Annotated in this window: 19 protein-coding genes and 1 pseudogene; 6 read left to right on the forward strand and 14 right to left on the reverse strand. The window is 73.6% G+C overall.

Annotated elements, in window-relative coordinates; genetic code table 11:
* Window positions 1-41 precede the first annotated feature (41 nt).
* From ACR9ZK_RS07930 to ACR9ZK_RS07950, 5 genes are all read right to left on the reverse strand, one after another.
* Window positions 42-896 (reverse strand): DUF1028 domain-containing protein, encoded by an 855-nt coding sequence (locus ACR9ZK_RS07930; RefSeq protein ID WP_481341351.1) that lies wholly within the window; start codon window positions 894-896, stop codon window positions 42-44.
* 11 nt (window positions 897-907) lie between these two features.
* On the reverse strand, window positions 908-1459 hold the full coding sequence (hpt, locus tag ACR9ZK_RS07935) for a hypoxanthine phosphoribosyltransferase (protein WP_481341352.1): 552 nt from the start codon (window positions 1457-1459) through the stop codon (window positions 908-910).
* Window positions 1460-1615: 156 nt separating this feature from the next.
* Window positions 1616-2620 (reverse strand): tRNA lysidine(34) synthetase TilS, encoded by a 1005-nt coding sequence (tilS, locus tag ACR9ZK_RS07940; protein WP_481341380.1) that lies wholly within the window; start codon window positions 2618-2620, stop codon window positions 1616-1618.
* Window positions 2621-2641: 21 nt separating this feature from the next.
* The gene (locus tag ACR9ZK_RS07945) at window positions 2642-3760 is read right to left on the reverse strand and encodes a zinc-dependent metalloprotease (RefSeq protein WP_481341353.1); all 1119 of its coding nucleotides are present in this window, start codon (window positions 3758-3760) and stop codon (window positions 2642-2644) included.
* A gap of 115 nt (window positions 3761-3875) precedes the next feature.
* Entirely contained in the window at window positions 3876-5480 is a 1605-nt protein-coding gene (locus tag ACR9ZK_RS07950; RefSeq protein ID WP_481341354.1) for a D-alanyl-D-alanine carboxypeptidase/D-alanyl-D-alanine-endopeptidase, read from the reverse strand.
* 187 nt (window positions 5481-5667) lie between these two features.
* On the opposite strand from ACR9ZK_RS07950, the gene ACR9ZK_RS07955 reads away from it, so the two are divergent.
* On the forward strand, window positions 5668-6186 hold the full coding sequence (locus tag ACR9ZK_RS07955) for an inorganic diphosphatase (protein WP_481341355.1): 519 nt from the start codon (window positions 5668-5670) through the stop codon (window positions 6184-6186).
* A gap of 127 nt (window positions 6187-6313) precedes the next feature.
* Here the strand turns inward: ACR9ZK_RS07955 and ACR9ZK_RS07960 are convergent, their stop codons facing one another.
* Both ACR9ZK_RS07960 and ACR9ZK_RS07965 read right to left on the reverse strand, forming a co-directional pair.
* A complete protein-coding gene (locus ACR9ZK_RS07960) occupies window positions 6314-7801 on the reverse strand; it encodes an MFS transporter (RefSeq protein ID WP_481341356.1) in 1488 nt (495 codons plus the stop codon).
* A 7-nt stretch (window positions 7802-7808) separates the two neighbouring features.
* The gene (locus tag ACR9ZK_RS07965; RefSeq protein ID WP_481341357.1) at window positions 7809-8021 is read right to left on the reverse strand and encodes a hypothetical protein; all 213 of its coding nucleotides are present in this window, start codon (window positions 8019-8021) and stop codon (window positions 7809-7811) included.
* Window positions 8022-8134: 113 nt separating this feature from the next.
* On the opposite strand from ACR9ZK_RS07965, the gene ACR9ZK_RS07970 reads away from it, so the two are divergent.
* The 4 genes and pseudogenes from ACR9ZK_RS07970 to ACR9ZK_RS07985 all read left to right on the forward strand — a co-directional run bounded on the left by ACR9ZK_RS07970 (window position 8135) and on the right by ACR9ZK_RS07985 (window position 10885).
* Window positions 8135-8800 (forward strand): TetR/AcrR family transcriptional regulator, encoded by a 666-nt coding sequence (locus tag ACR9ZK_RS07970; RefSeq protein ID WP_481341358.1) that lies wholly within the window; start codon window positions 8135-8137, stop codon window positions 8798-8800.
* 50 nt (window positions 8801-8850) lie between these two features.
* Window positions 8851-9048, forward strand: a pseudogene (locus tag ACR9ZK_RS07975) (LLM class flavin-dependent oxidoreductase); the annotation flags it as partial.
* Window positions 9049-9200: 152 nt separating this feature from the next.
* Window positions 9201-9662 carry a MarR family winged helix-turn-helix transcriptional regulator gene (locus ACR9ZK_RS07980; protein WP_481341359.1) on the forward strand — a complete coding sequence of 154 codons (462 nt, stop codon included), beginning with the start codon at window positions 9201-9203 and terminating at the stop codon, window positions 9660-9662.
* On the forward strand, window positions 9659-10885 hold the full coding sequence (locus tag ACR9ZK_RS07985; protein ID WP_481341360.1) for an MFS transporter: 1227 nt from the start codon (window positions 9659-9661) through the stop codon (window positions 10883-10885). The genes ACR9ZK_RS07980 and ACR9ZK_RS07985 overlap by 4 nt, the downstream gene beginning before the upstream one ends.
* A 23-nt stretch (window positions 10886-10908) precedes the next feature.
* Here ACR9ZK_RS07985 and ACR9ZK_RS07990 read toward each other — a convergent pair whose 3' ends face one another.
* The 4 genes from ACR9ZK_RS07990 to ACR9ZK_RS08005 all read right to left on the reverse strand — a co-directional run bounded on the left by ACR9ZK_RS07990 (window position 10909) and on the right by ACR9ZK_RS08005 (window position 15477).
* Window positions 10909-12204: an MFS transporter gene (locus tag ACR9ZK_RS07990; protein ID WP_481341361.1), complete on the reverse strand. Its 1296-nt coding sequence runs from the start codon at window positions 12202-12204 to the stop codon at window positions 10909-10911.
* A gap of 111 nt (window positions 12205-12315) precedes the next feature.
* Window positions 12316-12678: a hypothetical protein gene (locus ACR9ZK_RS07995; protein ID WP_481341362.1), complete on the reverse strand. Its 363-nt coding sequence runs from the start codon at window positions 12676-12678 to the stop codon at window positions 12316-12318.
* A gap of 23 nt (window positions 12679-12701) precedes the next feature.
* A complete protein-coding gene (locus ACR9ZK_RS08000) occupies window positions 12702-14033 on the reverse strand; it encodes an MFS transporter (RefSeq protein WP_481341363.1) in 1332 nt (443 codons plus the stop codon).
* A 4-nt stretch (window positions 14034-14037) separates the two neighbouring features.
* The gene (locus tag ACR9ZK_RS08005; RefSeq protein ID WP_481341364.1) at window positions 14038-15477 is read right to left on the reverse strand and encodes an NAD-dependent malic enzyme; all 1440 of its coding nucleotides are present in this window, start codon (window positions 15475-15477) and stop codon (window positions 14038-14040) included.
* A gap of 201 nt (window positions 15478-15678) precedes the next feature.
* On the opposite strand from ACR9ZK_RS08005, the gene ACR9ZK_RS08010 reads away from it, so the two are divergent.
* Window positions 15679-16905, forward strand: a complete 1227-nt coding sequence (locus tag ACR9ZK_RS08010; protein ID WP_481341365.1) for an MFS transporter — start codon at window positions 15679-15681, stop codon at window positions 16903-16905.
* A gap of 17 nt (window positions 16906-16922) precedes the next feature.
* On the opposite strand, the gene ACR9ZK_RS08015 is transcribed toward ACR9ZK_RS08010, so the two are convergent.
* The 3 genes from ACR9ZK_RS08015 to ACR9ZK_RS08025 are packed head-to-tail and all read right to left on the reverse strand — an operon-like array spanning window position 16923 to window position 19044.
* Window positions 16923-17414 (reverse strand): GNAT family N-acetyltransferase, encoded by a 492-nt coding sequence (locus tag ACR9ZK_RS08015; protein WP_481341366.1) that lies wholly within the window; start codon window positions 17412-17414, stop codon window positions 16923-16925.
* Window positions 17411-18532, reverse strand: coding sequence for a phosphotransferase (locus ACR9ZK_RS08020; RefSeq protein WP_481341367.1), 1122 nt, complete (start codon window positions 18530-18532; stop codon window positions 17411-17413). Before ACR9ZK_RS08020 ends, ACR9ZK_RS08015 begins: the two co-directional genes overlap by 4 nt.
* Entirely contained in the window at window positions 18529-19044 is a 516-nt protein-coding gene (locus tag ACR9ZK_RS08025) for an SRPBCC family protein (RefSeq protein ID WP_481341368.1), read from the reverse strand. The genes ACR9ZK_RS08020 and ACR9ZK_RS08025 overlap by 4 nt, the downstream gene beginning before the upstream one ends.
* Window positions 19045-19748: the final 704 nt, after the last annotated feature.

Consider the following 19748-nt stretch of genomic DNA (forward strand, 5'->3'; position numbering starts at 1 on the left):
TCCGTCGTCGGCAGCGTCAGATGTGTATAAGAGACAGGGGTTCAGGGGGCGGTGGCGGGCGTGGTGGCCGCTCGGAGGGCCTCGAGGACGCGGCGGTCGATGCCGTCGGGGCTCAGCCGCGCCTCGTAGTTGGCGTTGCCGGCCCAGTCGGCCAGCGCGGTGGGAAGGTCGGGCGCGCCGCCGTCGCCGACGGGGTGACCGAGGCGGGCGAGCCGGTCGGCGACCTCCTCCCCGAGGATCCCGGTGAGCGGCTGCACGTCCTCCGGCTTGCCGAAGTACAGCTCCCACTCGTCGAGCAGCCGCCCGAGCTCGGCGACCGGGTCGGGGTGGTCGTCGACGCGCAGGTCGGCGAGGACGCCGCACGCGTCGTAGCCCGCCCCCGGCTCGACGGCGTAGACGGCCGCGCTCTGCCGGCCGCGCGAGTCACCACCGGCGGCGTCGCCGGCCGCGAGGGCGGCGAGCAGGCGTCGGGACAGCCCCTGGCCCGCGGAGCCGTGCCACGCCTCCTCCATGGCCGCCACGACCTCGGGCCCGGTGAGGATGTTGCCTTGGATGGCGTAGGCGGTGTCGCCGTCCTCGCGCGCGACGCCCCCGGCCCACGGGTTGCACTCCGAGCCGGTGAAGGTGGCCGCGCTCGTGGCCCCGACGACGCCCACCTGGCGCGTCTCGCGGTCGGTGTCGAGGGCGGTGGCCGCGTCGAGCGCCGACGCCGCGTCCTGTCCTGCGCCGAGGAGTGAGAGCAGCTCGTCGACGTAGGCCACGCGCGCATAGGACTGGGTGGCGACGGCCCCGGTGCCGAGGCGTGCACCGGGCACGACGGCACCGACCGCGAGGAACCTGCTGGCGACGGCGACGCCGTAGGCCTCACCCTGCCGGGCGACGATCGAGAACGTCACGGCCCGCCGCCTCAGGAGTAGACGTGCGGCGCCAGGGTGCCGACGCAGCGCAGGTTGCGGTACTTCTCGGCGTAGTCGAGGCCGTAGCCGACGACGAACTCGTTGGGGATGTCGAAGCCGACGTACCGAACCGGGATGTCGACCTTGACGACGTCCGGCTTGCGCAGCAGCGTGCAGATCTCGACCGAGGCGGGTCGGCGCGACTCGAGGTTCGACTTGATCCACGACAGCGTCAGGCCCGAGTCGATGATGTCCTCGACGATGAGCACGTGCCGCCCGGTGATGTCGGTGTCGAGGTCCTTCAGGATGCGCACGACGCCCGAGGACTTGGTGCCCGAGCCGTACGACGACACGGCCATCCAGTCCATCGGCGCCGTGCCGGGCAGGGCGCGCATGAGGTCGGCCATGACGACGACCGCGCCCTTGAGGACGCCGACGAGCAGGAAGTCCTTGCCCTCGTAGTCCTTCCAGATCTCCTCTGCGAGCTCGGCGAGACGGGCCTGGATCTGCTCCTCGGTGAAGAGGACCTTGGCCAGGTCGTCGCCCATGTGCTCGTGGTCCACGGGGGCTCCTTCGCGTTGTGCGGTGGGACGCGCACGGACGTGCGGACCCATTCAAGCGCAGCGGGCCGCGCGCGTCAGCGCCCGCCCCGGGCGCCGACGTGCGAGGCCCGGCGACCACAGTCCTCGCGGCCCGGCCCGCAGGGCAGCCCGTCGGGCTCAGCCTGCCGCGGCTCGGCCCGCCGGGTCGAGGACGGTGAAGCGGATGGCCCCCCGCTCGCGCGCCACGGCGATGCCCCCGGGCACGTGCAGCGGGCCCTGACCGTGCCACGAGGTGAGCAGCGCGTCGAGCGACTCGACGTGCGCGGCGGTGACGTCGGCGAGCGGTGCCCCGGCCTCGGCGGCGAGCAGCCGCCACACGCGCGTGCGCAGGGCCCGCGGCAGCGCGGCGAGCGCCTCGAGGTCGACGCCGCCGCCCGGGACCTCCGGCAGCCCGGCCCGCGCCTGGCGGGCCAGCGTCTCGAGGTAGTCGGCGTCCTCGCGCAGCAGGTCCGCGCTGCGGGCCAGGGCCGCGCCGAAACCCGGTCCGAGGTCGGCCTCGAGGGTGGCGAGCAGGCGCCGGGCCCGGACCCGCCGGAAGCTGTCGTCGGCGTTCTGGGGGTCCTCCCACGGCTCGATGCCATAGGCCGCGCAGGCGGCGAGCGTCGTGGCCCGCGGCAGCGCCAGCAGGGGCCGCACGAAGCGTCCGCGTCGAGCCGGCATCCCGCTCAACGAGCGCGCGCCCGACCCGCGGGACAGACCCAGGAGCACCTGCTCGGCCTGGTCGTCGCGGGTGTGGCCGATGAGCACGACCTCGGCGCCGAGCCGGCTCGCGACCTGCTCGAACGCGGCGTACCGGGCGGTGCGGGCGTCGGCCTCGAGTCCTGACCCGGAGGGCTGGACATCGACCCGGACGACCTCGACCGGGTCCAGGCCCATGCCACGGCACACGTCCGCCGCGTGGTCGGCGACCCGGTCGGAGCCCTCCTGGAGCCCGTGGTCGACGACGACGGCGCCGGCGCGCATCCCGACCCGCGGCGCCTCGAAGGCGAGGGCGCCGGCGAGGGCGACGGAGTCCGGACCACCCGAACAGGCGACGAGGACGAGGGCCCCCGGCGGCAGGTCGAGCAGGTGCTCGCGGACCGCGAGGCGCGTGACGGCGACGGCGGGATCGGGACCGGGCATCTCGGCGGGAGCCTCCATGCCTCAGCCGTGGACCCGGCGCACCCAGGCGCCCGGCTCGACGATCTCGGCCGCCCGGGGCAACGCCTCGGGCGAGGACCACACGGCGTTGAAACCTTCGCGGCCCACCTGGTCGCTGACCGCCCGCACGAAGACGGCACCGTCGCGGTACTGGCGCATCTTGGCCTCGAGGCCGAGCAGGCGCCGCAGGATCCGGTCGATGCCGACCGACGCCGACCGGCGCTGGTCGAACTTGCGGCGGATCTCGGCGACGCTCGGGATGACCTTCGGCCCGACGTCGTCCATGACGACGTCGGCGTGGCCCTCGAGCAGCGACATGACGGCGGTCAGCTCGGCGATGCGGGCCCGCTGCTCGGGCGTCGCGAGGATCTGGGCGATGCCCTCTCCGGAGGTGAACACCTCCGGCAGGTTGCGGGCCAGCTGCTCGAGCCGCCGGTTGAGGTCCTCGGGGGTCGGGGCGAGGTCGACGGCGAGGGCCTGCGACTCGCGCACCAGGTGGTCGCGCAGCCACGGCACCGCGGTGAACTGCACCCGGTGCGTCTCCTCGTGCATCGCGACCCAGCGGCGGAAGTCGGTGGGGTCGACGTCGAGGCGGCGCTCGGTGGCGACGATGTTGGGAGCGACGAGGAGCAGCCGTGGAGTGCCGCCCGGCGCGAGGTCGTACTGACCGAGCACCTTGGTGGCGAGGAATGCGAGCAGGCCGCCCATCTCGGCGCCGGTGACCTTGCCGCCGATCGCGGTGGCTGCGGCGCTCGGGACCTTCTTGCGGGCCACGAGCTTGTCGACGACCGGGTCGAGCATGGCGCGGAAGGAGTCGACGTTGGCCTCGATCCAGCCGATGCGGTCGACGACGAGGGGCGCGGGCGCCTCGTGCGGAGCGACGAGACCGCTCGTCGTGGCCACCGGCTCGACGGCTGCCGTGGCAGCGGCCCGGAGGTCGGCGACCACGGCCGCGGCCTCCGCGGAGGTCACCTGGGGCCCGGCGGCGACGACGGTGCGCCCGGCGCGCTTGGCGAACTCGTAGTCGACGTACTGCGCGCTGACCCCGTTCGGGCCGCTCCGGCCCCTGGGGCCACCGTGAGGGCCGTTCGTCCCCCCGTCGGTGACGGTCGTGTCGGTCATCGCGGCCCTTTCGGTTCGTGACGGCTCTCGTGACGGTCTGGGTCACCGGCCCGGTCGGGGCCGCGCGAGTCCGGCCGTCGGTCCTCGACTCGCGCCCGCAGGAGTCACCGGTCCGTCAGCGACAGCCGCACCCGGCGACGGTCGCCACCAGACGGTCCAACGCCGCTCGCGCGTCGTTGGTTCCCGCTCCGGCGACCATACCCACGAACACGAGGAGTCGGCCGTCGTCGTCGACGACCGAACCGGCGAGCGCGTTGGCACCCGTCAGCGTGCCGGTCTTGGCCCGCGCGCGGCCCGCGGCCTCGTGGTCGGCGCCGGTGAAGCGTCCCTCCAGCGTGCCGGTGAGACCCCCGATGGGCATCCCGTCGAGGGCCCGGCGCAGCACCGGGTGGCGACCGTCGTACCCGAGGACGAGCACGTCGGCGAGCAGGTCGGCGCGCACCCGGTTCTCGCGGCTGAGCCCCGACGCGTCCGCCAGGGTCACCCCCGTCGTGTCGAGGCCGAGCGCGCCGACCTGCGACACGACCCAGGCGCCGACCTCGGGGAACGACGTGCCGGCGCCGGTCCGGAAGGCGGCCTGGCGGGCGAGGATCTCGGTGAGCGCGTTGTCGCTGTCGGTGAGGGCCAGGGCCAGCTGGTCGCGCACCGGAGCGGACTCGATCCGGCCCAGGACGGTACCGGGCGCGTAGCCGCCGGAGGCCGCCGAGCCCGTCGCGTCCGTGGGGCGGGTCGCGTCCGCCCCGCCCGTCGCGTCGGCGGTGCCGGTCGCGCCGCCCGTGGACCCCGCCGACCCGGTCGTGCCGTCGAGCGACGGCGACGGCGCGGGCGCCGGGACGATCGCGGTGTTGTCGGTGCGGCCCCGCCGGACGAGCGCCTCGGGACGCTTCTCGACGGTGACCGCGATGCCGTCGGCCCCGAGGAGGTCGGCGAGCCGGTCGCGCACCGAGGCGACCGGGTCGGCGAGCGCCGGGTGCCCGGGCCGGGCCCGCTGGGTGCTGAGGCCGAGCATCGACACCGGGCCGGTGAGGGCGAGGCGCCGGAAGTCGCCGCCCCACGTCGTCGCGAGGAGCGGGCCGTCGGCGTAGGACTCGTCGACGGACAGGCGCACCGACGTGACGCCGCGCGCCTCCAGGGCCCGGGCCACCTCGTCGGCGAGGTCGCGCAGGCCGGCGCGCCCGGCGACGGCGTCCGGGTCGCCCTTGCCGGGGTTGATGAGCGAGTCGCCGCCCGCGACGAGCACGATCTCGTCGGCGGCGGCGCCGGCGCGCACGACGGTCGACAGCGTCTCGTCGGCGTGGAAGACCTGCCCGATGGCGGCGGCGGACAGCAGCTTGGTCGTGGAGGCGGGGATGCGCAGGGCGGCGCCGTCCTGGTCGAGGAGCACCCGTCCGCTCTGTCCGTCGCGCACGACGAGCGCCGCGTCGCGCAGCGCCGGAAGCGCGCGAACCTGCGCAAGGGCCGCCTCGACACCCGCTGCCGACGGTGCGGCGGTCTCGCCGGCGAGGGAGGGCAACGGGGGCGGGACCGACGTCGACAGCGTGGGCTGGGGGACGACGGGCAGGGTTCGGGTACCGGGAGTCTCGGTCGGCGGCGGGGGCGGCACGGGCGCGGTCGTGAGGATGCCGGGTGCGGCGCCGGCGACGTCGAGCACCGCGTAGCCGAGGACGATCGCGACGGCCGAGCAGATCGCGGCCATCGTGTAGGTCATCCCGCGGATCACGCCCACCCCCTTCTCGTGCCTCGTCCCGAGTGCCCGTCTCGCGCGGGTCACCGGTTTCGCGCGCGGGCCGCTGTTGCTGCCAGACTGTCGCGGAAGATTCTGTCAGCCGCCGGCTCCCACGCCGGCACCGCGGCTCCCGCGCCAGCCGGTGCGGTCCGGCCGCCCACCACCGTGTGAAGGGGAAGACGTGGAGTTCGACGTCACCATCGAGATCCCGCGCGGACAGCGCAACAAGTACGAGATCGACCACGAGACGGGCCGCGTCCGCCTCGACCGCTACCTCTTCACGCCCATGGCCTACCCGGCCGACTACGGCTACATCGAGGACTCGCTCGGCGAGGACGGCGACCCGCTCGACGCCCTCGTGCTGCTGCCCGAGCCGCTGTTCCCCGGCGTCGTCGTCGAGGCCCGCCCGATCGGCATCTTCCACATGACCGACGAGGCCGGCGGCGACGACAAGGTGCTCTGCGTGCCGGTCGACCCCCGCAACGCCCACCTCCAGGACATCGAGGACGTCAACGAGTTCACGCTCAAGGAGATCCAGCACTTCTTCGAGCGCTACAAGGACCTCGAGCCGGGCAAGCACGTCGAGGCCTCGGACTGGGGCAACCGCGCGGACGCCGAGAAGATCATCACGGAGGCCCTGGAGCGCGCCAAGGAGCAGGGCGTCTCGACGGCCCGCTGGGCCATGCCGCAGGGCCACTGAGCCGCAGGCTCGACGCCACTGAGCCGCAGGCTCGACCCGCGGCCACCGCGCGACCCCCGGTCACCTCGCTGGAGGGACCGGGGGTCGGCCATGTCGGGCGCCTCGGGCCGCCGAGGCCGGGCGTCCGTCAGGCGGTCTCGGCGCGGTCGGCTACCGCGACGGCCACCGTCTCGCGCGACGGCTCCGGCGCCCGACGCGTCCGCAGCAGGACAGCGGCGACGAGCAGCGCGACGAGCGTGAAGGCCGCCGAGGTGAAGAACGCGGGCTCGACCCCGGGGACGAAGCGTCCGGGGACGGCCTGCGAGGCGTAGACGCTGACGATGGCCGCGAGGCCGACGGCCCCGCCGAGCTGCTGCGCGGTCTGCAGCAGACCCGAGACGGTGCCGGCCTGGGCGCGGTCGACACCGCCGAGGACGACGACGGTCACCGGCATGAAGACCAGGGCCGCCGAGACGCCGTTGAGCACGAGGGCGCCGAGCAGGTGCGCGGCGTACGTGCTCGACTCCGAGATCCCGCTCAGCCACACGAAGCTGGCCGTCAGGCCGATGGTGCCGACGAGCATGAGCGGCCTCGGACCGACCCTGGCCACGAGCCGGGCGCTGACCCGCGACGTCGCGAAGATCGCGAGGCTCAGGGGCAGGAACGCCGCACCCGTCGCCACCGGGCTGAAGCCGAGGACGAGCTGCAGGTACTGCGTCACGAGGAAGAACGTCGAGAACTGCGCGCCCACGACGAGAGCCATGAGCACGAGCGCCCCGGCCCGCGAGCGCGAACGGACGAGCCCGAGCGGGAGCAGCGGGTTCGCGACGCGTCGCTCGGTCCGGACGAAGAGGGCGAGCAGCGCGAGCCCGAGGGCGAAGGAGCCGAGCGTCAGCGGCGAGGACCAGCCGTGGTCCGGGGCGCTGATGAACCCGTTGACGACGGCCACCGAGCCGAGCGTGGCGGTGACGGCACCGACGACGTCGAAGCGGCCCCGGACCCGCGGGGTCTCGGTGACGAACCGGCGGGCCAGGACGAGGACGACGGCGCCGATCGGCACGTTGACGAACAGGGTCCAGTGCCAGCTGACGAAGTCGGTGAGGACGCCGCCGAGCAGCAGGCCGATCGACGCCCCCGCCGACGACACGGCGGTGAACAGGGCCAGGCCGCGGTTGCGGGCGGCCTCGTCCGGGGCGCTCGTCGTGACGAGGGCGAGGACGCCGGGGGCGGCGAAGGCGGCGCCGACGCCCTGCAGCGTCCGCGCGGCGATGAGCCAGCCCGGCGTCGTGGCCAGGCCCCCGAGGAGGCTCGCCACGGTGAAGACCGCCAGGCCGATCTCGAAGGTGCGCAGGCGCCCGAGGACGTCGCCGAGGCGTCCACCGAGCAGGAGCAGGCCGCCGAAGGCGAGCGTGTACGCGTTGAGCACCCACGACAGGCCCGCCGGCGTGAAGCCCAGGTCGGTCGCGATGTGCGGAAGCGCCACGTTGACGACGGTGGCGTCGAGCACGAGCATCAGCTGCGCGACGAGCACGATGCCGATGCCGATGGAGGCACGCCGGGCCGCCGTGCCCGCTGCTGGGGCGGCGGGTGTCGTGGGTGCCGTGGTCGGGGGTGTGGTGTTGGTGACGGTCGACATCAGGACCTCAGGCTTCGTCGGGGTGGGAGGACGGGTAGAAGGACGGGTGGCGCTCGATGCTGAGCGGGTCGCGGCGCAGCGGCGTGAAGGCCGTGGCGCGGGTACGGACGCTGCCCTCCCTGCCCTCGCTGCGCGTCACGAGCGGGGCTCGGTGCGTCGTCGCGAGGTGGGACTGGTGCAGGCGCAGGGCCTGGCGGGTGGGTCGGATCGTGGTCGTCATGCGGCCGGACTCCTCTGGGACGTCAGTCGGCGCTACTATTAGCGGAGAACCACTCCGGTTCTGCTCGACCCACAATACGGAGACAGTCTCCGTTTTCGCAAGGGGGTTTTCCCGTGACGCCTGCCGACACCGGTCAGGCGACGCTCGCTCCGTCGCCGGGCTCCATTGGGGCCCAGCCCGATCCGGACACGACGACCACGCCCGAGACCCGCGCGAAACCCGTCCGCCCGAAGCGCGCCGACGCCCGTCGCAACTACGACAAGATCCTCGCGACGGCCCGCATCGTCTTCACCGAGCGCGGGACCGACTGCTCCCTCGACGAGATCGCCAAGCGTGCCGGCGTCGGTCCGGGCACGCTCTACCGCCATTTCCCCAACCGGGACGCGCTCGTCGACGCCCTCATGCAGGACTGGACCGACCGCGTCGCCGCGGATGCGGACCGCGCGATCGCCACGGGTGCCCCTGCCCACGAGATGCTGCTCGGCTGGTTCGAGCACTTCATCGACCACATCACGCTGCATCGAGGCGCCGCGAGCAAGATCTGTGCCGCCATGGACGACCCCCGGTCGCCGATGTACCGCAAGTGCCGCGTCATGGGCGAGGCCAACGGACGCGTCGTCGACTTCCTGCGCGAGCGCGGCGAGCTGCGCGACGGCGTCGACGCCGCGAACGTCATGCGGCTCGTGAGCGGGGTCGCGAGCGTCGCCGACACGAGCCACGCCGACCTCGACGTCCGCCCGATGCTCGAGGTCATCGTCGACGGGATCGTTCGCGACTGACCGGTGGCTCCAGGGTCATGGGCCTCGACCTGCGCAACCTCCGAGCCCCGCTCGTCACGTCGGCCACCTTCCGCCTGCCCGGGCCGCTGTCCGTGCAGGTCGCCGGCGTGGACCAGATGAGCGGCGGACGCGTCGAGCTCGGCCTGGGCGCCGGGTGGTTCGAGGCCGAGCACACCGCCTAGGGCATCCCCTTCCCGCCCGTCGGCGAGCGCTTCGACCGGCTCGAGGAGCAGCTCGCGGTCATCTCCACCTGCAGGTCCTCGACCTCGCGGACCTCGCCACCTGTCCGAGGTCGCAGCCACGGTCGTCTCACAGCTGCCCTGAGGGCACCCGACCCATCGTCGGCCGGTGTCACCAACCCGGCTTGATTTGCATAGGTTATCTATGTAACTTGGTCCGGGTGACCGAACCGACCTCGCTGGGCAACGACCTGCTGCGCTCGGCCGCTCGGCTCTCGCGCTGGGCCAGCCGGCACGCGTCGTTCGACGTGCCCTTCGCGCAGGCCCGCCTGCTCGCGCTCCTCGACGAGCTCGGACCCTCGCGGGTCAGCGCCCTCGCCGCCGCCGACCACAGCAGCCAGCCGACGATCACGAGCCAGCTGCAGCGCCTCGAGGCGTCGGGGTGGGTGCACCGCACCCCCGACCCCGGCGACGCCCGAGCCACGGTCGTCTCCCTCAGCGAGGAGGGCCGTGGGGCCCTCGAGAGCGTGCGCCGCGCCAGGCTGGCCGTCCTGTCCCCTGCCCTCGACCAGCTCGACGGCCCCGCCCTGGACCGCGTCCGCGTCGCCATCGACGTCATGGACGAGCTGCTGGCCGCCGCTGCGGCCGCCACCGACACCCACCCCACCCGAGAGGACGGATGACCACCGCCATGTGGCGCCAACCCAAGACCGTCTGGTCGATCGCCTTCGCCTGCGTGATCTCCTTCATGGGCATCGGCCTCGTCGACCCCATCCTCAAGCCCATCGCCGACGAGCTCGGCGCCGGGCCCTCGCAGGTCTCGCTCCTGTTCACCAGCTACCTCGCCGTCATGGGCGTCGCCATGCTCGGCACCGGCTGGGTCAGCAGCCGGGTAGGCGCCAAGCGGACGCTGCTGCTCGGCCTCGCGCTCATCATCGTCGGCTCGGCCCTCGCCGGCAGCCAGGACACCGTCGGTGGCATCGTCGCCTTCCGCGCGCTGTGGGGGTTCGGCAACGCGTTGTTCATCGCCACCGCGCTCGCGACGATCGTCAACGCGGCATCGGGTTCGGTCAAGCAGGCGATCATCCTCTACGAGGCCGCCCTCGGCGTCGGCATCGCCACGGGCCCGCTGCTCGGCGGCTGGCTCGGGGGCATCTCGTGGCGTTGGCCGTTCTACGGCGTCGCGATCCTCATGGCGGTGGCCTTCCTCGCCACCGTCACGACGCTGCCGGCGACACCAGCAGCGGGACGCCCCACGTCGATCACCGCGCCGCTGCGGGCCCTCGGCCACCGCGGCCTGCTGACCGTCGGTCTCACCGCGCTCCTCTACAACTTCGGCTTCTTCACGCTGCTCGCCTTCACGCCGTTCCCGCTCGCGATGGGCGCCCACGAGATCGGCTTCATCTTCTTCGGCTGGGGCCTGCTGCTCGCCATCACGTCGGTCTTCGTCGCGCCGATGATCCAGCGACGCTTCGGCACCATGACGGGAATCGTCGGCGCGCTACTCGGCTTCGCCGTGATCCTCGCCGTCATGGCGGTGGCGACGAGCAACCGGACCGTCCTGGTCGTCGGTGTCGTCCTCGCCGGCGCCTTCCTCGGCGTGAACAACACGCTCATCACGGAGACCGTCATGAAGGTGGCCCCGGTCGAGCGCGGCGTCGCCTCGGCGGCCTACAGCTTCGTGCGTTTCAGCGGCGGCGCCGTCGCCCCGTGGCTGGCCGGCACCCTCGGCGAGCGGTCGATCCACCTGCCGTTCTGGGTCGGCTCGGTGGCCGTGGTCCTCGCCGTCCTCGTGCTGTCGACGGCCCGCCGGATCATCGGCACCCTCGACGAGGCGCCCGGCCACGGCGCCGAGCCGGTGACGTCCCAGACCGAGGCACAGGCCCTCACCATCGGTGACGCCTGAGCGACCCGTGACGGCCGGGGCCGCTACCGGGCCGCCGCGAGACTGGCGGCGCCGGACTCGAGGAGACTCGTCTCCCTGGTGCCGAACCGGACGCCGCGGCGCTCCTTGCCGAGTGCCGTGAGCACGATGACCGCGACGAACACCGGCACGATCGTCACGGCGAGGGCGAACGGGTACCCGTGCGAGGTCGCGAGCGCCTCCTGGATCGGCAGGTTGAAGGCCGCGAGGCAGTTGCCGAGCTGGTAGGTGACGCCCGGGTAGAACCCGCGGATCTCGTCCGGCGACAGCTCGGTCAGGTGCGCCGGGATGACGCCCCAGGCGCCCTGGACCATCACCTGCATGAGGAACGAGCCGAGCGCGAGCATGCCGGCCGTGTGCGAGTACGCGAAGAGCGGGACGATCGGCAGGCCGAGCACGGCGCACACGATGATGACGACCTTGCGCCCGTACCGCTCGGACAGCGTCCCGGCGACGACGCCACCCGCGATGGCGCCGACGTTGTAGATGACGGCGATCCACGACGCGGTGCTCTTCGCGAGCGCCGCGCCGCCCTCGTCGGTCGCCTTGAGGAAGGTCGGGTAGACGTCCTGCGTGCCGTGGCTCATCCAGTTGAACGCCGTCATGAGCAGCACGAGGAAGACGAACCGACGCCAGATGGCCCGGTTCGCGAGCAGCTGGCGCACCGACGTGCTCGTCTGCCGGATGCGCTCGTCGGCACCGCGCCACACCTCCGACTCCACGACGCGCGAGCGGATGATGAAGGTGATCGCGGCCGGGATGATGGACAGCGCGAACATCCAGCGCCACGACAGGCCGAGCCACGTGTTGACGACGAGGAAGGCGAGCGAGGCGAGCAGGTACCCCATCGAGTAGCCGCCCTGGAGGATGCCCGAGAAGAACCCCCGGCGGTCGGTCGGCAGCTTCTCCATGGCGAGCGCCGCACCCAGTCCCCACTCACCGCCCATGCCGATGCCGTACAGCATCCGCAGCACCATGAGGACGCCGAAGTTCGGCGCGAAGGCGCACACGAACCCCACGACGCTGTAGAAGGCGACGCACGTCATGAGCGGGACGCGGCGGCCGCGTCGGTCGGCCCAGAAGCCGAAGACGAACGCGCCGACGGGACGCATGACGAGGGTCATCGTGGTGATGAAGGCCATCTCGGGCAGGGACTTGTGGAAGTCCTTCGCGATGTCGGCGTAGATGAGGACGACGAGGAAGTAGTCGAACGCGTCCATCGCCCACCCGAGGTAGGCGGCGACGAACGAGTTGCGCTGGTCCGACGTGAGTCGCGTGCGGGTCGGTGCGTGGGCAGCCATCTGGTCCTCCCTGTGGTCGAGGGACGGCGGGGTCTCCGTCGTGCCGTCTTCGACCACATACCTGGCGTCTGGGAAAACCCTGAGCGTCGTCGTACGGCGCCTCCGCGGCCCTCAGCGCAGCAGGTCGGCCAGCCCGGTGGCGCCCCGGCGTCGGGGTCCGCCGCGCACGTCGTAGGAGTCGAGGAGCAGCTCGGCCAGCTCGGCCCGGTCGAGGCGGTCGAGCCGGGCCCACATCGTGACGCGGAACCGGAACGTGTCGACGCGCACGAAGGTGTCGCGTCGGGCCGCCAGGGCAGGCTCGGTGTCCATCTCGCCGGTCCACACCTGGACCAGCTCGCGACCCGCGTCGTCCCGACGCAGCCGGGCGAACGGGTGGCGGCCGGCGTACCAGGCGGGTTCGCCCTCGCGGGTCCGGATGGGCTCGGCGCCGGGCAGCCGTCCGGCCAGCTCGTCCACGTCGGACCACGTCGCCATCACAGCCTCCTTCCGGCGGCAGGTCAGTGGAAGGTGACCGACCGACCGGCGCGCATCGCGGCGTACGCCTCGGGGTCGGACTCGAGCGCCGCGCGGCGGGCCCGGTGCCGGTAGCGCAGCACCTGGACGACACCGAGCGCCCACACGGGGTACTGGACCGCCATGGCGGCGCGGAAGGCGTCGAGGTCCCAGGTCGAGGGGCCGGCCGGTGCCACGCGGTCGAGGACGACGCCGACGAGTGCGACTGCGGTCAGGGTGGCGACGAAACCGCCGGTGTTGACGATGCCGGACGCGCTGCCGAGGCGGGTCGGCGGGTTGAAGGTGCGCGCGAGGTCGAAACCGATCATCGAACCCGGCCCGCCGACGGCGATGACCACGACGAGGAGCACGAGGAGCCAGAGCGGCGCGGGACCGGGCCAGAGCAGGACGGCGGTCCAGGCGGCCACGGCGCCGCCGACGATCCACAGGACGAGGGTGCTGCGCGAGAACGGGTACCGCATGGTCAGCGAGCCGACGAGTGGGCTGGTGGTCATGGTCGTGGCGACCATGACCATGAGCAGCGTGCTGGCGGTCCCGGGCGAGAGCCCTTCTCCGGCAACGAGGAACGGGAAGCCCCACAGCATCGTGAACATGTTCGCCGCGAACTGCGCGGTGAAGTGCGACCACAGGCCGAGGCGGGTGCCGGGGACGAGCCAGGCCTCGCGCAGCGCCCTGGCCAGGGCGCGCATCCGCAGGTCCTCGCGGTGGTGGTCGGCGTACGGCGAGTCGCGCACGAGCACGACGAGGGCGATGCCGGTCAGGACGCCGATGGACGCCGCGACGGTGTACGAGGGCGTCCACCCGAAGCGGTCGAGGGCGGCCGCGAGCGGCCCGGCGGCGGCGAGCGCACCCAGCTGGCCGAACAGGCCCGTCAGCTGGGTGACCATCGGCGTGCGCCGCGAGGAGAACCACACGGCGACGAGGCGCAGCACCGAGATGAAGACCATGGCGTCGCCCATGCCGAGCAGCACCCGGCACGCGAGCGCGGCCGGGAAGGAGTGGACGAAGGCGAAGCCGAGCTGGGCGCCCGTGAGCATCGTCAGCCCGACGGCGAGGAGCCGCTTCGAGCCGAACCGGTCGAGCAGCGCCCCGACCGGCAGCTGCATCGCCGCGTAGACGAGCACCTGCAGGATCGTGAAGGTCGACAGCTGCGAGCTGCTGACGCCGAACCGGTGCGCGGCCTCGAGGCCGGCCACACCGAGCGAGGTCCGGTGGAAGACGGCGAGGACGTAGACCGCGATGGCAGCCGCCCACACCGCCCAGGCGCGACGCCCGTCGAGCGGGAACCGGAGACCGGAGGGGGGCGTGCCGCTCATGCCGTCAGCTGGCTCCCGTCATCGGGATCGACGCCGCCGGCGCCTTGGGGACGCAGTCGACGATCGCCTTGGCGACCGTCTTGCTCATGTCCGGCTGGAAGACGCTCGGGATGATGTAGTTCGGGTTGAGCTGCTCGTCGGTGACGACCGAGGCGATGGCGTCTGCGGCCTTGATGAGCATCTCGGTGGTGACGTCGGTGGCGCGCGCGTCGAGCAGGCCCCGGAAGACGCCGGGGAAGGCGAGGACGTTGTTGATCTGGTTCGGGTAGTCGCTGCGGCCGGAGGCCACGACCGTGGCGCGCTGCGTCGCCTCGTGGATGTCGACCTCGGGGTCGGGGTTGGCGAGGGCGAACACGATGCGCTTGTCGGCCATCTCGTCGATCCACTCGGGGTGCAGGATGCGCGGCGCGCTCACGCCGATGAAGACGTCGGCGCCCTGCAGGCCGTCGCGGAGCGTGCCGGTGAGGCCGCGCGGGTTGGTCTTCTCGGCGAGCTCGCGCCACGCCGGCGTCAGCGACTCGTCGGCCTTGTTGAGCAGGCCCGGCCGGTCGCTCACGGTCACGTCGGTGGCCCCGGCGGCGAGGAGCAGCTGGACGATGGCCGAGCCGGCGGCGCCACCACCCGAGACGAGGATGCGGGCGTCGGGCAGCTTCTTGTCGATGATGCGAAGCGCGTTCTTGAGCGCCGCGAGCACGACGATGGCGGTGCCGTGCTGGTCGTCGTGGAAGACGGGGATCGCGAGCCGCTCGCGCAGCTTGGCCTCGATCTCGAAGCAGCGCGGCGCGGCGATGTCCTCGAGGTTGATGCCGCCGAAGCCGGGTGCGATGAGCTCGACGGTGCGCACGATCTCGTCGACGTCGGTCGTGTCGATGCAGATGGGCCACGCGTCGATGTCGGCGAAGCGCTTGAACAGCGCGGCCTTGCCCTCCATGACCGGCAGCGCGGCCATCGGGCCGATGTTGCCGAGGCCCAGCACCGCTGACCCGTCGGTGACGACGGCGACCGAGTTGCCCTTGATCGTCAGCTTGGGCACGTCCTCGGGGTGGTCGGCGAGCGCCTGGCTGACGCGGCCGACGCCGGGGGTGTAGGCCATCGCGAGGTCCTGGCGGTTGCGCAGGTTCACCTTGGACTCGACGGAGATCTTGCCCCCGAGGTGGAGCAGGAAGACGCGGTCGGAGACCTTGTGCACCCGCACACCCTCGAGCGTCTCGACGGCGGCGACGATCTCGGTCGAGTGCTCGGCGTTGCTCGCGGAGCACGTGAGGTCGATGACGAGCCGGTCCGGGTGCGAGTCGACGATGTCGAGGGCGGTGGTGATGCCGCCGCTCTCGGCCACCTTGACCGCCAGCGTGCCGATGACGGCCGGGTCGGTGCCGGTGTGGATTCGCATGGTGATCGAGTAGGAGGCGGTGGTGGCGCGGGCACGTTGGATCGACTCAGTCACCGGCCAATCGTCCCACGATCCGAGAAGCCGCTTCACCACCGTCCGAGGACCGGCCAGTAACGGGGGGCCCCGGGCGGCGTCCGGCCACCCTCGCCCGCGCCCGTACACTGGAGGCTGCTCAGGGACTCCGCGCGGCCTGATGGGCGGGTAGGTCGCGCACCCGCTGCGCGCTACCCGCGCGCCCACCACCGGAGTCGCCCTGTGTCCCCCATCGAGTCGTACCGACGCCTGTTCGGCCTCACCGGCGCCACGTACATCGTCGTCGCCTTCCTCGCCCGGCTGCCGCTGGCCATGGCCCAGCTCGGCACCCTCCTGCTCGTCGCCGGGGCCACCGGCAGCTACGGTGCGGGCGGCTTCTGCGCCGGAGCGCTCGCCGTCGCCAACGCCGTCGGTGCGCCGTTCTGGGGTGCCCGCGCCGACCGCCTCGGGCAGCGTCGGGTCGTCGCCACACAGTCGCTCGCCGGTGCGGCCGCGGTGGGTGCCGTCCTCGTCGTCGTCGAGACCGGGCTGCCCTGGGGCGTGGCCGCCTTCGTCAGCGGGGTCGCGGGCCTGCTTCTGCCGCAGGTCGGTCCGCTCGCACGGGTCCGCTGGCGGCCGATCACGGCGTCGGCCGGCGGGCACCAGCCGCGTCTGGTCGACGCCGCGTTCTCCTACGAGGGAGCCGCCGACGAGGCGTCGTTCGTCCTCGGTCCGGCCATCGTCGGTCTCGGTGTCTCGGTCGCGAGCCCGACGGCCGCCCTGGCCTTCGCCGCGGTCGCCCTGGCCGTGTTCGGCACGTGGTTCGCCCTGCACGAGACCGCGGTGGTCACCCACCGCACGACCGCCCGCGCCGACGCGGCGGGCGGCCGCCTGCTGACTCCGGCCCTCGTCGTCCTCGGTGTCGCACAGCTGCTCATCGGGTCGGTGTTCGGCTCGGTGCAGACCGGCACGTCGGTGCTGGCGACGGCTGCCGGGTCGCCCGGGCTCACCGGCTACCTCCACGCGCTGCTCGGCGTCGGCAGCGTCGTCGCCGGGCTGGCCGTGGCGATGCTCCCACCGCGCGTCGGCCTGCCCCGACGGCTGCGCTGGTTCGCCGGCGGCCTCCTCGCGCTGTCGGTGCCACTGCTCGCGGTCGGCTCGCTCGCCGGGCTCGCGCCGGTGCTCGTCGTCCTGGGGTTCACGGTCGCGCCGTACATGATCACGACCTTCACCCTCGCCGAGCGCGTCGCACCAGCCTCGCGCACAGGTGCCGCGATGACCGCGCTGGCTGCGGCCACGGGGCTCGGGTACGCCATCGGTGCGGCCGTGGCCGGCCGCCTCGCCGACTGGGGCGGCCACACCCCGGCCTACGCCGTCACCGTCGTCGCCGGCGGCCTCGCGGTGCTGCTCGCCTGGGGTGCCCACCGAGTCCTGACGCGTGCCCTGACGCGTGCCCTGACGCCGGCCTGAGCCCTGACCCGGCGAGGTCAGCCCCGGTCGATGCGCAGGCGCATCGCCGGCCACGCCGTCGGGGCGAAGCCCAGCTCGGTGTAGAGACCGGCGCCCTCCCCTGTCGCGAAGAGCTCGACGACGCAGGCCTCGGTGTCGTCCCGGAGCCACGCGAGCACGCCTTCCACGCACGCGCGGGCGAGTCCGCGGCGCCGCGCGTCGGGGTGCGTCGCGACGTTGTTGACCAGTCCCCACACACCGTTCGGGTTGACCGGCGACGGGGCCTCGAGGCGCAGCCCGCCCATGGCGCCGGCCCCGACCCGCCCGGTCGCGTCGACGGCCACGACGACGCAGCAGCGCGGCCCCTCGATCTCGGCCTCGAACCACTCGCGGGCCGCGGCACGCCACCCGGGGTCACCGACACCGGGCACGCCCATGGCCGAGAACATGAGGGCTCGCAGGTCGAGGACCGCCTCGATGTCGCCGCGACCGGCCCGACGCGTCGTCCAGCCGTCGGCCCGCCCGCTCACGAGGCCCCCGCCGCGAAGGCCGGGGCAAGGGGCACCGCGACCGCCCCGTGGGCGTCGGCGACGGCGTCCGCGAGCCGACGCGCGACATCGGCGAGCTCGGGCAGCGCCACCCCCTCGGCTGCGGTTCGCAGCAGGCGCAGGCTCCGGTCGGGCATCCGCGGCATCGGCTTGGCGGGGTTGGGCGTCCGGCGGCGGCCCTCGACGACCTCGGCGACGCACCACGACCCGGCGAGCCACGCCCACGCCTCCCGCGCGAGGGCGAGGTCGACGTCGAAGGCAGGCGTCGCGACGCCGGGCCAGGCCGTCGCCGCGACGCCGCGCCACCGGTCGAGCGCGGCATCCGCGGCGGACGCGTCGAGGGACCACGCGCACCAGCACGTCGGCCACGGGACGTGCAGGTAGGCGACGTCCCACGCGACGGGCCGCCAGATCGCGAACTCGAAGTCGAGCAGGCGCACGCCGGCGTCATCGAGGAGGTTGTTGTCGGGGCACATGTCGGCCGCCGACAGGCTGGCGGCGTCGACGCGAAAGCGTGACGGCACCTCGCGCAGCACCTCCCACGCGTCGTCGGGCACCTCGACGCCCAGCGCCCGCGCGAGCCCCGGCCACGCCCGGGCGGCCCCGGCGAGGTGGGCGGGGAGGTAGTCGACGACCACGGCGTCACCCGCCCGTGCTCGCACACCGTCGATGAAGGCGTCCCTCAGGCCGCGGCCGGCGACGTGGAGACAGGCGAGCCCCTCGGCCCAGTCGGCGAGCGAGGCTGCGGCCGCGTGGGCGTCGGACCCGAGCAGGTGCGAGGCCAGGTGCGGCGCGTCGCCGAGGTCAGACAGCACGACGACCCGCGGGTCACCACACTCGGCCAGCAGCCGCGGCGCCGGCGCCCCCGGCACGGTCGTCAACGCCGCGAGCGCGGCGGCCTCTCGGGCATAAGGTGCCTCCACCTGGTCGGTGAGGTAGCGCTTGACGACGACCCGACGACCGGACGCCTCACGGGCCCGGACCACGAGGGTGCGGCGGCTGCCCGGGAAGATGTCGCCGTCGGCCGCGAGAGCGGCCCCGAGCAGGCGACCGGCCACCTCGAGCGTCTCGGCGACGAGGTCGGGGGTCGGATCGGTCACCGGGACACCGTGCCGGGGTCGGCAGCGTCGGCGGCGTCGCGGACCCAGGCGGCGAGGCCGCGCTCGCCCGCACGCATCATCAAGGCGTGGTTGAGCCGCAGCACCGGGGCCGCCACCGGCGCGAGCCGATCGAGCCCGCGCGTGGTGACCGTCGCCTCCTGCGAGTACGAGGCGCGGGTGAGCGGTACGGGGCGCGGCGCCACCGCCGTGCGGTCAGGGCCGACAGGAGTCCCCGGCTCGAGGCGGAACTGGCTCCACCCCTCGAGGTCCCCGTCGATGCGCACGCGCAGCAGCCCGGCGTCGGCGTCCTCGACCTCGCGGGTCAGGACGAGGTCGAGCGTGTAGGGCAGGAGGCTGCGCACGTAGGCATGGCCGCTGTCGGCGTCGATGCGCGCCACGGCTCGGACCTGGGGCCACCAGCGCGGGTAGGCGTCGACGTCGGCGAGTGCCGCGAACGTCGTCGCGGCGTCGGCCGGCACGTGCCACGTGTGGTGGAAGCGGAACGGGCGCACGGGTCCAGCCTCGCACGCGATGGTGTGGCGTCGGGGACGCACCAGGCCCTGACCGGCTGCTGCGTCCCCGACGACATCCCGCCCCTCGGGGAGCGGCCCGTCGCCCGCCCCCTCGGCGGGCTGACGTGCCACCCTCTCCCCGGTCCCGTCGACCGGGGGTGGGGCTTCGGACGTTCCCTCCACGACCGTCCGAAGCCCCGGGCGACGGCGGCGCGTTCGGGGGCGCGCCGCCGTCTCCTGTGAGACGAGCGGGCTCGCCGTTCATGACACGTTTTCTGCGCGAGATCGACAACTTCTTCGGCATCCCGGTCCGAGACGAGCACCGCCGGCCGGCCAGGTCCGCGGTCCGGGCCGGTGGTATCGGTCATACGGCCCGGGGTTTGCCGATTTCCCCACGCGACGACACCACCGTTTGACACCATGGGCGCCAACGGAGGGTCGCGCCGGGAACCCCTGCCCGGCGACGGCCCTCCGCCCTGCGCACCTCCCAGGCGCGCTCGGGGCTCCCGCCGCCTCCCACGTGCGGGAGCCCCGTCAATCTGCCCGGCCGATGCCGCGTGGCCGTCGCGTGGAGTGACGAGTCCCCGCCGCGCTGCCCGGGCAGCGGGGACCCATCGGCTCGGGAGACCTGCAGCCGATGCGCGCAGGCCCCTTGCCCTCCGGCGTCCGTAGGGCGGTCGATGCCGAGGCCCGGCGGCGGGCGC

It is taken from the genome of Monashia sp. HAY1-5C (genome assembly GCF_056755255.1).

What these genes read in the sequence shown, in the direction of transcription:
- tilS (WP_481341380.1), bottom strand. Translation starts at nt 2,620, where the DNA reads ATGCCCGGTCCCGATCCCGCCGTCGCCGTCACGCGCCTCGCGGTCCGC.
- ACR9ZK_RS07945 (WP_481341353.1), bottom strand. Translation starts at nt 3,760, where the DNA reads ATGACCGACACGACCGTCACCGACGGGGGGACGAACGGCCCTCACGGT.
- ACR9ZK_RS07960 (WP_481341356.1), bottom strand. Translation starts at nt 7,801, where the DNA reads ATGTCGACCGTCACCAACACCACACCCCCGACCACGGCACCCACGACA.
- ACR9ZK_RS07965 (WP_481341357.1), bottom strand. Translation starts at nt 8,021, where the DNA reads ATGACGACCACGATCCGACCCACCCGCCAGGCCCTGCGCCTGCACCAG.
- ACR9ZK_RS07985 (WP_481341360.1), top strand. Translation starts at nt 9,659, where the DNA reads ATGACCACCGCCATGTGGCGCCAACCCAAGACCGTCTGGTCGATCGCC.
- ACR9ZK_RS07990 (WP_481341361.1), bottom strand. Translation starts at nt 12,204, where the DNA reads ATGGCTGCCCACGCACCGACCCGCACGCGACTCACGTCGGACCAGCGC.
- ACR9ZK_RS07995 (WP_481341362.1), bottom strand. Translation starts at nt 12,678, where the DNA reads ATGGCGACGTGGTCCGACGTGGACGAGCTGGCCGGACGGCTGCCCGGC.
- ACR9ZK_RS08000 (WP_481341363.1), bottom strand. Translation starts at nt 14,033, where the DNA reads ATGAGCGGCACGCCCCCCTCCGGTCTCCGGTTCCCGCTCGACGGGCGT.